Below are 13322 nucleotides of genomic sequence, written 5' to 3'. Positions count from 1 at the left end.
CATATACTCAGACAAAAAACAAGCGACGCAGCAGGGGACGTGAGAATGGCCGCACCGATACTCGATACGACGGCACCGCTCGCGGGGACGGGTGCAGGCCCCGGCTACCGCGCGACGCTCGGCCTTCTCGCCACCCTGTTCTTCATGTGGGGCTTCATCACCGTCATCAACGGCACGCTGCTGCCGCATCTGCGCAGCGTGTTCGACCTCAATTATACCCAGACAACCTTGATCGAGTTCGTATGGTTCATCGCCTATTTTTTCGCCTCGATCCCTTCGGCGATGCTGATCGAGCGGATCGGCTACAAGCGCTCGATCGTCGCCGGCCTGATCATCATGGCGTTCGGCGCGGTAATGATGGTGCCGGCCTCGATGATACCCTCTTATTGGGTCGTGCTGGCGGCCTTGTTCATCATCGCCGCGGGCATCACGCTGTTGCAGGTCGCCGCCAACCCCTATGTCGCAGTGATCGGATCGCCGGAGACGTCATCGTCGCGGCTGAACCTGGTGCAGGCGTTCAATTCCATGGGCACGACGCTTGCGCCCTTGTTCGGCGGCTATCTCATCCTCGGCCGCAGCACCTCGGGTACGGCGGCGGCGGGCGCGGTGCTGACCCCGGCGGAAAAGCTTGCCGACGCGCAATCGGTGCAGCTTCCTTATCTGATCGTCGCTGCCGTACTCGTTGTGCTCGCGGTGGTGATCGCCCGCTTCCGCCTACCCGACATGAACGCCTCGACCCGTGGCGTCGCGCGCGAGAGGCTGCACCCCTGGTGGCATATTTGGCGGCACCCGCTCTGGGGGCATCGCAACCTGGTCTTCGGTGTGCCCGCGATCTTCATCTACCTGATCGCCGAGATCGGTGTCGGCAACCTCTTCATCAACTTCGTCTCGGCGCCGGAGATCGGCAATCTCACCCACGAACAAGCGTCGCATTATCTGTTCCTGTTATGGGGCGGGATGATGGTCGGCCGCTTCCTTGGCAGCTATCTGATGCAGCGCATCCCGGCCGAAACCGTGCTGGCGGCGTTCAGCGTGGGCGCGCTGGTCGTGATGCTGATCGCGACCTTCACCACCGGCCCGGTCGCGATGTGGGCGTTGATCTCGGTCGGGCTGTTCCACTCGATCATGTTCCCGACGATCTTCACCCTCGGCATCCGCGGCCTCGGCCCGCTCACCGAGGAGGGGTCAGGCCTGCTGATCATGGCGATCGCTGGGGGCGCGCTGGTGATCGTGCAGGGCTGGCTGGCCGATGCGTACGGCCTGCAACTGTCCTTCCTGCTGACCGCCGCCTGCGAACTCTATGTGCTGTTCTATGCATTGTGGGGGTGCCGGTCGGGGTCGATGGAATTGAGCGCCGCCTGAGCCAACCCGTCACCCCGGACCTGTTCCGGCATGACGAAGGGGAAAGCCTAGTGGCTGGACGCCCCCTCGGCCCCGATCCCCGTTTCCGACCGCACCCGCTGCTCGAGATACAGCCCCCGGTCGACCGCCCCGCGCGCCGATGTGTCGAGCACCGACACCAGCCAGATCGTGAAGAACGCCAGCGGCACCGTGAAGATCGCCGGCGACGAATAAGGGAAGATCGCCTTGTCGTGATGCAGGATCGCGACCCAGATCGCCGGCGACAGGATCGTCAGCACCAGGGCCGTCAGCAGCCCGACCGATCCGCCCACCACCACGCCCCGCGTCGTGCAGCCCCTCCACAGCAGCGACAGCAGCAGCACCGGGAAATTGCCCGACGCGGCCAGCGCAAAGGCCAGGCTGACCATGAACGCGACATTCTGCTTCTCGAACAGGATACCGAGCAGGATCGCGACCACCGCCAGCACCAGCACCGTGCGCCGCGACACGCGCAGCTCCGCGGCTGAATCGGCCGCACCCTTGCGGAACACCGTCGCATAAAGGTCGTGGCTCACCGCCGAGGCACCCGACAGGGTCAGCCCCGCCACCACTGCCAGGATCGTCGCGAACGCCACCGCCGAGACGAAGCCGAGGAAGATATTCCCCCCGATCGCCTGCGCCAGATGGATCGCCGCCATATTCGCGCCGCCGCGCAGCACCCCGCCTCGATCGATATAGCTCGCATCGGTCGCCACCAGCACGATCGCGCCGAAGCCGATGATGAAGGTCAGCAGGTAGAAATAGCCGATCCATCCCGTCGCCCACAGCACGGAACTGCGCGCCGCCTTGGCGTTGGGCACGGTGAAGAAGCGCATCAATATGTGCGGCAGGCCGGCGGTGCCGAACATCAGCGCCATGCCGAACGAGATGGCCGACACCGGGTCCTTGATGAAATTGCCCGGCCCCATGATCGATCGCCCGCGCTCCGGCGCCGCCGCGATTTCCGCCGCCGTTGTGGCGCTCATCGAGGCAAGGCCGGTCTTCACCTCCACCGCGCGGGCGAACAGCGCCTCGGGGGAGAAGCCGAACTTCGCCATCACCATGAACGCCATGAAGCTCGCACAGCCGAGCAGCAGCACTGCCTTGATGATCTGCACCCAGGTCGTCGCGGTCATCCCGCCGAACAGGACATAGAGCATCATCAGCACGCCGACGATGATCACGGCATAGGCATAGTCCAGCCCGAACAGCAATTTGATCAGCTGCCCGGCGCCGACCATCTGCGCGATCAGGTAGAACAGCACGACGACCAAAGTGCTCAGCGCCGCGAAGGTCCTGACCGGCGTCTGCGCGAAACGGAACGAGGCGACATCGGCAAAGGTATAGCGGCCGAGATTGCGCAGCCGCTCCGCCATCAGGAACAGGATGATCGGCCAGCCGACCAGGAAGCCGATCGAATAGATGAGGCCATCATAGCCATCGGCGAAGATCTGGGCCGAGATGCCGAGGAAGCTCGCCGCCGACATGTAATCGCCGGCAATGGCGAGCCCGTTCTGGAATCCGGTGATGCCGCCGCCCGCCGTATAGAAATCGGAAGCGGTCCGTGTCCGCCGCGCCGCCCAGCGGGTGATGCCGAGCGTGAGGATCGCGAACGCCGCGAACATCACGATCGCGGTCCAGTTGGTCGGCTGCGGCTTGGGCGCCCTGGCGTTGATGGCCAGGGCAGGGGTGGCGATCATCAGGACCGCAGAAGCGATAGCGATGATGGGGGCGACTGCCCGGGCGATGCGGCTCATTCGCCTGTGCTCTCGACCAGGCTCTGGACGAGGGCGTCGTAATCGCGATTGGCGCGGCGCACATAGAGGCCGGTCAACCCGATCGCGAGCAGGATCACGCCGAGCCCGACCGGAATGCCGATCGAGGTCACGCCCGATCCGATCGGCGCGGCGAGCGCGCTCTTGTCGAAGGCGATGAGCAGGATGAAGCCGAAATAGGCGACCAGCATGACGCAGGTCAGCGTCCAGGTGAACCGGCCGCGCTGGCGGGTCAGCGCCAGATATCTGGGGTCCGCCGCGATGCGCGCCAGACGTTCGGAATCGGCCATCTTACTCTCCCCTCCCGCGCGTCGGCGGTACAGTACCTCGCCATATCGGCAGCGCGATGCAAGCGACGTTTGCTGATCGAACCTGTCCTCTTCCCGACGCTTTCCTGGTGAAGCCGATTGAACGCTTCTCGCGCAGCAACATCGTTGAGAAGGCGGAACGGCGCGCTATGGTAGCGCTATCTGCCCTCGCATCAGGGGCAACCCGACCGCTGCAAGGCGGCGGCACGATAATAGGAGAAGATGGTGAGAAGCTTGCGTCCATATCTGACTTTCGCCGCCATGGCGCTGATGCTCCAGCCACTCGCGGCGGGTGCGCAGGCGCGTCCTTCGGAACCGGTCTGGACCAGAAGCTGGCAGGCAGTGCCGATGGAGCGCCCCGGCCCGCGGCCCGCTCCGCCGCCGGGCCAGCCTACGCCGCCGCAGCAACAAGGCTCGACCGTCCCCACCTCGGACGTCACTTACCGCATGGTCGCGCACCTCTCCGCCGGCGGCTCGACCCTGAGGCTGCGTCTTTCCAACGAGACCGGGACTGAGCCGCGGCCGATCGGCGCCGTCCGTGTCGGGCTGGCCGGCCCGAACGGCGACGTCGTTGCCGGCACCGACCGGATCGTCACCTTTGATGGCGATGCATCGCCGATCATCCCGGCGGGCGCGCCCGTGGTCAGCGACCCGGTTGCGCTCAAGACCGGACCGCTCGCCAATGTCGTGGTCAGCATTTACGTGCCCGGCGACACGATCTCCCTCAGCGTTCATGCCCTGGGCGTCGCGACCACGCAGATCGCCCCCGGCGACCAGACCGCCGCCACCAGCTTCCCGCCCGGCGGCCCCACCAATATGATGCGTCTCGCGCTCACCGGCATCGACGTCTCGGGCGGTCCCGCCACGTCCACGATCGTCACCATCGGCGATTCGATCACTGACGGCGCGCAATCGACCCGCGACACCAACAACCGCTGGCCCGACATATTGGCGGAACGCCTGATCAAGGCAGGCAAGACCGGCTTCGCGGTCGCCAATGCCGGCATTTCGGGCAACCGCCTGCTCGCCACCGGCAGCGGCCCGGCCGCGCTCGCCCGCTTCGACCGCGACGTGCTGGCGGTGCCCGGCGTGCGCTATGTCGTGATCCTGGAAGGCATCAACGATATCGGCAGCGCCACCCGCGCCAGAACGCCCCTGCCGACCGTCGCCGACATCACCGGCGCTTACCGCCAGATGATCGACCGGGCACATGATCGCGGCGTGACGGTGATCGGCGCGACCGTCATCCCCTACAAGGGCGCGGGCTATTACAGCCCCGAGGGTGACGCCGTGCGCATCGCGGTCAATGCCTGGATCCGCACGCCCGGCAATTTCGACGGCGTGATCGATTTCGAAAAGGCCGTCGCCGACCCGGCCGATCCGCTGCGCATGGCCAAGGCCTATGACAGCGGCGACGCGCTTCATCCCGGCGATGCCGGCTACCGCGCGATGGGCGACTCCATCGACCTCGACCTGTTCCGCTGATCCGGAGAATGACAATGCTGCGCAGCATGATGATCGCCGCGACCCTGACGATCGCGGCCGGCGGAACCGCGAGCGCGCAGGAGATCGCCTTCACCTGGGACGATCTTCCCTCGCACAGCGCGCTGCCCGAGGGCACGACCCGCGTCGATATCGGCGACAGGATCATCGCCGCGTGGAAGGCGGCAAAGCTCCCGCCGGTCTATGGCTTCGTCAACGGCGTGCGGACCGAGGAGGAGCCGGCATCGACCGCGATGCTCGACCATTGGCGCGCCGCCGGCCTGCCGCTCGGCAACCATGCCTGGTCGCACATGAACCTCGCGACTCATACGGCGGCCGAGTTCGAGCAGGACATGATCAAGGGCGAAGGTATCGTCGCCGATCGGATGAAGGGCCAGAACTGGCACTGGTTCCGCTATCCCAATCTCTCGGAAGGCGACACGCCGGAGAAGAAGGCGACGGTGCGGAAACTGCTCGCCGATCGCGGCTATCGCATCGCCGGCGTCACGATGAGCTTTGGCGATTATATGTGGAACGCACCCTATGCCCGCTGCGTCGCCAGGAAGGACGACAAGGCGATCGCCTGGCTGAAGAAGACCTATCTCGATGCCGCCGATGAAAGCATCACCTATGGCCGCGGCGTGTTCACATCGCTCCTCGGCCGCGACATTCCCTATGTCCTGCTGATGCATGTCGGCGGGCTCGATGCGGAGATGCTGCCGCAGCTGATCGACCTCTACAAAAGCCGCGGCTTCAAGTTCGTCACGCTCGAACAGGCGCAGCGCGACCCCTGGTACAAGGGCTATATGGACCCGCGCGAACCGGATGCTCCGGACCGCCCGGAATCCCAGCTCCAGGCGAAAGGCCTGCCGGTGCCCGAGCGCCACAACTATGGGCCGGAGCTGGAAGCGATCTGCAAGTAAGGTGATACGCACCCTAGTTCCTCCCCCGGGAACCGGGGGAGGGGGACCATTCGCTTCTTCAGCGAATGGTGGAGGGGCTTGGAGCGAGTAAGCTCACGCCCACCTCATGCCGACTCGAATTGCGAGGCTGGCATAGTTGGCAACGTGGCCGCGCTCCAAGCCCCTCCACCGCCTCCGGCGGTCCCCCTCCCCGTTCCGGGGAGGAATTAGGGCGCCGACTCACTGGACAACCCCCCAAAACACTGCTCCTATATCCTATACGATCCACACAGTAGTGGACGGGGGAGAGCGACAATGAAGGGCCCGTTCAGCGCATTGATCCTGGCCGGCCTCGGCCTCGCCACACCCGCCATGGCCGCCGACGCGCCCCTCCTCCACGTCATGTTCCAGGACCACGCCGTCCTCCAGCGCGACAGGCCGATCCCCGTTTATGGCCAGGCCGCCCCCAACACGACCGTCACGGTAAAACTCGGCACCGAAACCGCCACCGCAAAGGCCGACAAGACCGGCCAATGGCGCGCCACCCTCGCGGCCCTTCCCTCCGGCGGCCCCTACACGCTTGAGGCCCGCAGCGGCACCACGACCCAGTCAGTGCAGGACGTGCTGCTCGGCGACGTCTTCCTCTGCACCGGCCAGTCCAACATGCAGCTCGCGGTGCGCGCCGCGGGCAATGCGACCTTCGAGATGCGCGCCGCGACCGATGGCCAGATCCGCCAGCTCGGCATCGCGACGAAGGACAGCCTCACCCCGCTGGCCAGTTTCGCCACCCCGGTCTCCTGGACCGTTGGCTCGCCCGACACCGTCGGCAATTTCTCGGCGAGCTGCTATTATTTCGCGCGCGAGATCAAAAAGACCACCAACGCCCCGGTCGGCCTCGTCGTCTCCGCCTGGGGCGGCAGCCGGGTGCGCGACTGGGTGAGCGAAGCGAACCTGCGCAAGCTCGGCCAGTATAATGCGGATCTCGACATGCTCGCGCTCTACCGCACCAACCCGCAGGCCGCGCAGCGCCGCTGGGACGCAAGCTGGGAACGCTGGTGGAAAGCGAACGGCGCCGCGGCCGCAAAGGGCAATCCCTGGGAACCCGCCTATCCCGTCGCCGACTGGAAGACCGCCCCCGCCGCGCTAGGCCCCTGGGCGCTATGGACCGGCAATTCTCCCGATGGTTTCGTCGGCCAGATGTGGCTGCGCACCAGCGTCGACCTCACCGCAGCACAGGCAGCGCAATCCGCAACGCTCGATCTCGGCTCGGTCAATGAGGAGGACCAGAGCTGGATCAACGGCAAGGGCGTCGGCGGCACCAGCTGGTCTAAACAGGCGCTGCACGAGATTCCCGCCGGCGTGCTCCATGCGGGCTCCAACACCATCGTCACCAATATCTTCTGCAGCTGGCGCAATTGCGGGATGAGCGGCCCGGCCGGGACGCGCGCGATCCGCCTGAGGGATGGCAGCGCGGTGCCGCTGTCCAACCCATGGCGCTATGCGGAAGTGCCGAACGGCCTCATCGCGCCGCAGCTTCCCTGGGGCCCCACGCACGGCGTCACCCAGCTCTATAACGGCATGATCGCCCCGATCGGCGGCTACGGCTTCAAGGCCGCGATCTGGTACCAGGGCGAATCCGACATCTATTTCAGCAGCCAGTACCAGGCGACCCTGGCCGCGATGATGGGCGACTGGCGCGACCGTTTCGGTGCCGACCTGCCTTTCCTCATCGTGCAGATCCCCAATTACGGCCCGCGCCCGACCGCGCCCGTGGAATCGGTCTGGTCCGAAGTCCGCGAGGCGCAGCGCCGCGCGGCGATGGCGGATGCCAAGGCCGCCTCGATCGTCACGGTCGATATCGGCGATGCGACCAATCTCCACCCCTCGAACAAGCAGGATATCGGCCGCCGCCTCGCCATCGCCGCGCGCCACGCCGTTTATGGTGACGCGACCCCGCCGGCCGGCGCGGTGCCCGGCGCCGCGCGCCGCTCGGCTGATGGCGTGGTCATCCCGTTCGGCCAGATCACCGGCACGCTTGCGGCCTGGAGCGGCCAGCCCAACGCCTTCGAGCTATGCGGCCCGGCGGCCGGATCGTGCCGCTACGCCGACGCCCGGATCGACGGCACGACGGTGGTGGTGAAAACCGATACTGCGGACGTGACCCGCATCCGCTATTGCTGGGGCGACAGCCCGACCTGTACCCTCACCGACACGAGCGGTCTGCCGGTCACGCCGTTCGAACTGGCAATCCCGTCGCGCTGAGCGCCGGGACGGGGGAGACAGGGCATGTTCTTGGCGGGAATCTGGGGATTCGCACTGCTGGGGGTGGCGGTTTATTGCATCTGTCAGGCAGTACGTGATTTCCGTCGTGGAGAGCGCGCAATGGGCTTGCTCGGCGCGGTCTGCGCCGGTTTCATCCTGCTCATGCCGATCAAGACTCATGCAGTGAAGGTCGACCTGATCGCCCCAGCGAACCGCTGAGCCGGAACACTCCCCCGGCGGAGGGATGGCGTGTCGGGCGCGCGTCACCGTAAATCCGCCGTGCAAAGGATGGTCGCGATGATCCGTACGATATTGCTCGCCGCTGCGCTGGCCTTCACCACCGCCGCCGCCCCGGCCAAACCCAGGGTCGAACTCTGGCGCATCGACTGCGGCGATTTCGGCCCCAAGTCGCTGGTCAACAGTTGCTATTTGATCCGCCATGACGACATGCTGATGATCTGGGACGCGGGCTTCCCCGGCGAATGGGTCGGCAAGCCGCTCTCGCCCGAGACCCGCTCGACCACCGTCCCCACCAGCCTGGTGTCGCAGCTCGCCCGGCTCGGCATCACGCCCGACCAGATCGATGTGGTCGCGATCAGCCATCTGCACTGGGATCATCTCGGCCAGGCGGCAAGCTTCCCGAAAGCGCGGCTGCTGATCGGCAAGGAGGATTGGGAAGCGCTCACCGCACCCCAGCCCGACAGCCGCCTCGAGCCAGCCCGCCTCGCTCCCTGGATCAAGGGCGGCGCCCCGATGGAGGCAGTCCCCGGCGACAAGGATATCTTCGGCGACGGCTCCGTGATGATGATCGCGACGCCCGGCCATACCCTCGGCCATCATGCGCTGCTGGTCCGCCTGCCGCATTTCGGCGCGGTCATGCTCAGCGGCGACCTCTATCATTCGAGCGCGCAATATCGCGACAAGCTGGTCTCGAAGGGCAATGCCGACCTGGCCAAAACGGCAGCGAGCATGCGTCGTTTCGATGACCTGGCGACCGCGGAAAAGGCGACCGTCATCATCCAGCACGAATCCGGCGACGTCGCGAAACTGCCGGCCTTTCCCAAGGGTGCCGACTAGACGCGATTTCATACCCCCCGTTCGTTTCGAAACGGAGCCTGGCTTGAGCAATTGAATCGAGGTTAGTCCGTCGTGATCGGTCGGTGCGGCAGATACCGCGCCATCTTCACCTCGAGCAGCCGGATAAGGCCGGGATCCATGAACTCATAGTCGTCGGGTATGTCCAGACAGACGATACGCGTCCCCTGAAGCGCGGCGCGGAACCGCTTCTGCACCTTGTTCCGGTGCATCTTCTCCATCACGAAGATCACATCCGCCCACATCACCAGTTCGTTGGTGAGGACATTGTCGGCATCGTTGTTGGTGCCGGCGGAGGCGACCTCGATATCCTCGCGCGTCGAGAAGACCTGTTCGGCCGTCGGGCTTCGCAACCGGTTCTGGCTACAGACGAAGAGGATGTTTTTCACCGAGGCTCCGTGTCGCGGTCGGCGTGGGCCGCCCCGCGCATACCGCGCTGAAAACTAGCCGTGCCGTTCCCACCCGGCAATCGGCCGGCGCAGATACCGCGTCACATGAAGGCGTGCGGCACCTCGGGCAGGGCACGGCGCACGCGGTTCCGCCCCGCATGCTTGGCCGCATACAGCGCCGCGTCGGCCGCAGCGAACATCGCCTCGGCGTCGAACGTATAAGGATCGCGTGCCTCGGCGATCCCGGCGGAGGCGCTGACCTGCAGCAGCTCGCCCTGCCAATGGATCGGTGTCGACAGGCGCGCCAGCTTGCGCTCGACCCGCTGTTCAAGTCTTGTGTCGGGCGATCCGGGCGCGGTCAGGACGGCGAACTCGTCGCCGCCGATCCGCGCCACCATCAGCGCGTCGCTGAAGCCGCCGCACAGCCGGTCGGCGATCGATTGCAGGCAGGCATCGCCTGCCGCATGGCCGTACCGGTCGTTGACCAGCTTGAATCCGTCGATGTCGAACAGGATGAGGGCGCCCAGCGGCTTCATCGGCGCGGCGCAATCGAGGAAGCGGCTCTGGAAGATCTGGCGGTTGGCCAGGCCGGTCAGCGGATCCTGCTCGGCCATGCGCCGCATCGTCTCCTGCCGCGCCCGCTCCTCGGTGATGTCCTGTTTCAGCCCATAGAGCTGGACCGGCCGCTGCCCGTCACAGACAATGTCGGCGGTCAGCCGCATCCAGCGCTCGGCCCCGTCGGCGCGCACGATCCTGGCGTCCATGGTGAAGGGCCGGCGCCGCGCGATCGCATCGGCGCGCAGCCGCTCCATCGCGGCGCGGGAGTCCTCGGCATACATGGAGGCGATCTCGCGCCGGTCGATGCGGGCACTGCGCGGCAGGCCGAACAGGTCGTAGATGCCGGATGTCCAGCTCAGCGAATCGTCCGAAAGGTCGCAGCACCACGCGCCGATCCCGGCCAGCGCCGTGGCGCGATCCAGCAGGTTTTCCGATCGGGTGCCCCCCAGCATTCCGATCTGCGGCGCCTGCCGGATCCATTCAACCTTCATCGCGCGGCCCCTCTCCGCGCATGCCCGCCGCTTTGCGTTCCCCTCATGCCATCAACCTAGGGGAAAGTCCTTAACGGAGAGTAAGGATTTGCAACAAATCGGCACGTATCGTGCCGTTTATTTTATGGCACGCAGCACGCCGAAAGCATGGCGTGAGCTGATCCCGGGTGAAATCCGCGCGGCAGGCGTCTATCGCGACTCGACCGTCCCCCGCAACGAAGGCCCCCTTATGCCAGCCCTCCAGGATTTCCGGCTCGAGACCTATTTCTCCCGCTGGGAATTCGCCGCGCGCTATCATCTGACGGCATCCGACGCGCAGAGCATGACGCTCGGCGAGCTGCTCGCCATGGCCGAGCCTGCCGACCGGGAGGCGTTCGACCGCCTGTGGCTCGGTTATACCGAGACCTATGGCGCGCCGGCGCTGCGCGCGGAGATCGCGCACACCTATGACGTCCGCGAGGCCGCCGACATCCTCTGCTTCGCCGGGGCCGAGGAAGGCATCTACATCGCCAACCATGTCCTGCTCGAGGCCGGCGACCATGCCATTGTCGTCACCCCCAATTACCAGGCGGCGGAGACGGTGCCGCTGTCGATCTGCGCCGTCACCGGCGTGCCGCTCGATCCGGACGACAATTGGAGTCTCGATCTCGACCGCGTCGCCGCCGCGATCAGGCCCAATACGAAGCTCGTCTCGATCAACTTCCCGCACAACCCGACCGGCCGGATCATCGATCGCGCGGTGCTCGATGGCCTGGTCGATCTCTGCCGCCAGCACGGCCTGTGGCTGTTCAGCGACGAGGTGTACCGCCTGCTCGGCCCCGATCCCGACAAGCAGGTGCCGCAGGTCGCCGACCTGTACGAGCGCGGCCTGTCGCTCAATGTGATGTCCAAGGCCTATGGCCTGCCTGGCTTGCGCATCGGCTGGATCGCCTGTGCCGACCGCGACCTGCTCGTCCGCATGGAGCGGATGAAGCATTATCTCTCGATCTGCAATTCGGCGCCGAGCGAGCAGCTCGCGATCATCGGCTTGCGTAACCGCGAGGCGATCCTCGCCCGCAACAACGCGCTGGTCAGCGACAATCTCGATCTGCTCGAGGGTTTCTTCGCCGAATTCCCGACCCTGTTCGAATGGCGCCGGCCCGATGGCGGCTGCGTCGGCTATCCGCGCTGGCTCGGGAAGGGCAGCGTCGACGCTTTTGCCGCGAAGCTGGTCGAGGAAGCCGGCGTGCTGTTGCTGCCGTCCGGCATCTACCGCTCGGATCTGTGCCCGACGCCGACCGACCGTTTCCGCATCGGCTTCGGCCGTGCCGGCATGGCGGAGGGCCTTGCCGCCTTCCGGGCCTGGCTCCAGCGCAACACGGCCTGATCGACCCGGGCCGGTCGCGCTCCCGTCCGGCGACGATTGCGGCATCGCTTGCGCGACGCCCTCAATAGGGATAGGGGGTATGGGTATGGCTCATTTGAGTGACGATCAGGCGCTGATCAAGCGTGTACGCCGGATTGCCGGGCAAATCGCTGCCCTCGAGCGGGCGCTTGCCAAGGGGGAGGACTGCGCCACCACGCTGCATCTCGCGGCCGCCGCGCGCGGTGCCATGAATGGCCTGATGGACCAGATCCTCGAAGCCCATGTCGAGTCTCATGTCGCCGCCCCGGGGCTGAGCGACGACGATCGGGCGCGGGGGGCAGCGGAACTGGTCGCGGCCATGCGCCGCTACCCCGGATAGGAGCGACCATGGCGAGCCTGCCCGATATCGCGGATCTCACGCATCGCCACGTCTATCTGGGGGCGAGTCACGACGACAATGCGCGGCGCACCCTGTGGGTCGTCCTGCTGACCGCGGCGATGATGGTGGTCGAGATCGCCGCCGGGTACCTGACCGGATCGATGGCGCTGACCGCCGACGGTTTCCATATGGCGACCCATGCGGGCGCGCTCGGCGTCGCGGCGCTGGCCTATGCCTATGCCAGGCGGCGGGCGACCGATCCTGCCTTCAGCTTCGGTACCGGCAAGGTGGGCGACCTGGCGGGCTTCGCGTCGGCGCTGGTGCTTGGGCTGGTCGCGCTCGGCATCGGCGTCGAATCCATATCGCGCCTGTTCAGCCCGATCACCGTCGCATTCGGCGAAGCCACGATCATCGCGGTCGTCGGCCTTGCCGTGAACATCGCCAGCGCCTTGCTGCTGTCGACCGGCCATCACGGGCACGGGCACGACCATCATCACGATCATGACGGGCATCATCACGGCCACGACAATAATCTCCGGTCCGCCTATTTCCACGTGCTGGCGGACGCGCTGACCTCGGTGCTAGCCATCGCGGCGCTGCTTGCGGGTCGCTTCCTCGGATTGACCTGGATGGATCCGGTGATGGGAATCGTCGGAGCGGCGGTCATCGCCCGTTGGTCATGGACGCTGATGCGGGACACCGCCTCGGTCCTGCTCGACGCTACCGATCCTCATATCGCCGGAGAGGTGCGGGATCTGGTCGAGGGCTCCGGCGATGCGCGGATCGCCGATCTTCATGTCTGGCGCATCGGGCCGCAGGGTCATGCCGGCATCGTCAGCGTCGTCAGCTCCACGCTGGACGCCGATATGGTGCGGGACCGGCTGGCGCCTGTCCACGAACTGCAGCATCTGACGGTCGAGATGCTCCGGCGCTGAGGCAACGGAAGCCCTGGCTTG

At 66.2% G+C, this 13322-nt stretch carries 12 protein-coding genes; 8 read left to right on the top strand and 4 right to left on the bottom strand.

Annotation, left to right across the window (positions count from 1 at the left end; all coding sequences use genetic code 11):
• The first annotated feature begins 45 nt into the window (after positions 1–45).
• Positions 46–1362, top strand: a complete 1317-nt coding sequence (locus AC1RT8_RS22195) for a sugar MFS transporter (protein ID WP_493078420.1) — start codon at positions 46–48, stop codon at positions 1360–1362.
• A gap of 47 nt (positions 1363–1409) precedes the next feature.
• Here the strand turns inward: AC1RT8_RS22195 and AC1RT8_RS22190 are convergent, their stop codons facing one another.
• Entirely contained in the window at positions 1410–3137 is a 1728-nt protein-coding gene (locus tag AC1RT8_RS22190; protein ID WP_493078419.1) for a cation acetate symporter, read from the bottom strand.
• Positions 3134–3445 carry a DUF485 domain-containing protein gene (locus AC1RT8_RS22185; protein WP_493078417.1) on the bottom strand — a complete coding sequence of 104 codons (312 nt, stop codon included), beginning with the start codon at positions 3443–3445 and terminating at the stop codon, positions 3134–3136. The genes AC1RT8_RS22190 and AC1RT8_RS22185 overlap by 4 nt, the downstream gene beginning before the upstream one ends.
• 252 nt (positions 3446–3697) lie before the next feature.
• Between AC1RT8_RS22185 and AC1RT8_RS22180 the strand changes: the two genes are divergently transcribed.
• The 4 genes from AC1RT8_RS22180 to AC1RT8_RS22165 all read left to right on the top strand — a co-directional run bounded on the left by AC1RT8_RS22180 (position 3698) and on the right by AC1RT8_RS22165 (position 9186).
• Positions 3698–4948 (top strand): SGNH/GDSL hydrolase family protein, encoded by a 1251-nt coding sequence (locus AC1RT8_RS22180; RefSeq protein WP_493078415.1) that lies wholly within the window; start codon positions 3698–3700, stop codon positions 4946–4948.
• Between the two features lie 14 nt (positions 4949–4962).
• Positions 4963–5868 (top strand): polysaccharide deacetylase family protein, encoded by a 906-nt coding sequence (locus AC1RT8_RS22175; protein ID WP_493078414.1) that lies wholly within the window; start codon positions 4963–4965, stop codon positions 5866–5868.
• A 294-nt stretch (positions 5869–6162) separates the two neighbouring features.
• Positions 6163–8109 (top strand): sialate O-acetylesterase, encoded by a 1947-nt coding sequence (locus AC1RT8_RS22170; RefSeq protein ID WP_493078412.1) that lies wholly within the window; start codon positions 6163–6165, stop codon positions 8107–8109.
• A 297-nt stretch (positions 8110–8406) separates the two neighbouring features.
• On the top strand, positions 8407–9186 hold the full coding sequence (locus AC1RT8_RS22165) for an N-acyl homoserine lactonase family protein (protein WP_493078411.1): 780 nt from the start codon (positions 8407–8409) through the stop codon (positions 9184–9186).
• A 62-nt stretch (positions 9187–9248) separates the two neighbouring features.
• Here the strand turns inward: AC1RT8_RS22165 and AC1RT8_RS22160 are convergent, their stop codons facing one another.
• Entirely contained in the window at positions 9249–9593 is a 345-nt protein-coding gene (locus AC1RT8_RS22160; protein ID WP_493078410.1) for a low molecular weight protein tyrosine phosphatase family protein, read from the bottom strand.
• Positions 9594–9694: 101 nt separating this feature from the next.
• Complete coding sequence (locus tag AC1RT8_RS22155) at positions 9695–10642, bottom strand: GGDEF domain-containing protein (protein ID WP_493078408.1); 948 nt, start codon at positions 10640–10642, stop codon at positions 9695–9697.
• Between the two features lie 124 nt (positions 10643–10766).
• Between AC1RT8_RS22155 and AC1RT8_RS22150 the strand changes: the two genes are divergently transcribed.
• The 3 genes from AC1RT8_RS22150 to dmeF all read left to right on the top strand — a co-directional run bounded on the left by AC1RT8_RS22150 (position 10767) and on the right by dmeF (position 13301).
• Positions 10767–12008, top strand: a complete 1242-nt coding sequence (locus AC1RT8_RS22150; protein WP_493078407.1) for an aminotransferase class I/II-fold pyridoxal phosphate-dependent enzyme — start codon at positions 10767–10769, stop codon at positions 12006–12008.
• Positions 12009–12093: 85 nt separating this feature from the next.
• Entirely contained in the window at positions 12094–12366 is a 273-nt protein-coding gene (locus AC1RT8_RS22145; RefSeq protein WP_493078405.1) for a metal/formaldehyde-sensitive transcriptional repressor, read from the top strand.
• A gap of 8 nt (positions 12367–12374) precedes the next feature.
• Positions 12375–13301: a CDF family Co(II)/Ni(II) efflux transporter DmeF gene (gene dmeF, locus AC1RT8_RS22140; protein WP_493078404.1), complete on the top strand. Its 927-nt coding sequence runs from the start codon at positions 12375–12377 to the stop codon at positions 13299–13301.
• Positions 13302–13322 lie beyond the last annotated feature (21 nt).

The sequence above is a fragment of the Sphingomonas sp. GW821-FHT10F11 genome, from assembly GCF_058809095.1.
The sequence above is the reverse complement of the archived record's forward strand: the minus strand, read 5'-3'. Positions and strand labels throughout refer to the sequence as shown.

Coding starts and splice junctions, on each gene's coding strand:
- AC1RT8_RS22195 (WP_493078420.1), top strand. CDS start 46: ATGGCCGCACCGATACTCGATACGACGGCACCGCTCGCGGGGACGGGT.
- AC1RT8_RS22190 (WP_493078419.1), bottom strand. CDS start 3,137: ATGAGCCGCATCGCCCGGGCAGTCGCCCCCATCATCGCTATCGCTTCT.
- AC1RT8_RS22185 (WP_493078417.1), bottom strand. CDS start 3,445: ATGGCCGATTCCGAACGTCTGGCGCGCATCGCGGCGGACCCCAGATAT.
- AC1RT8_RS22175 (WP_493078414.1), top strand. CDS start 4,963: ATGCTGCGCAGCATGATGATCGCCGCGACCCTGACGATCGCGGCCGGC.
- AC1RT8_RS22170 (WP_493078412.1), top strand. CDS start 6,163: ATGAAGGGCCCGTTCAGCGCATTGATCCTGGCCGGCCTCGGCCTCGCC.
- AC1RT8_RS22165 (WP_493078411.1), top strand. CDS start 8,407: ATGATCCGTACGATATTGCTCGCCGCTGCGCTGGCCTTCACCACCGCC.
- AC1RT8_RS22155 (WP_493078408.1), bottom strand. CDS start 10,642: ATGAAGGTTGAATGGATCCGGCAGGCGCCGCAGATCGGAATGCTGGGG.
- AC1RT8_RS22150 (WP_493078407.1), top strand. CDS start 10,767: ATGGCACGCAGCACGCCGAAAGCATGGCGTGAGCTGATCCCGGGTGAA.
- AC1RT8_RS22145 (WP_493078405.1), top strand. CDS start 12,094: ATGGCTCATTTGAGTGACGATCAGGCGCTGATCAAGCGTGTACGCCGG.
- dmeF (WP_493078404.1), top strand. CDS start 12,375: ATGGCGAGCCTGCCCGATATCGCGGATCTCACGCATCGCCACGTCTAT.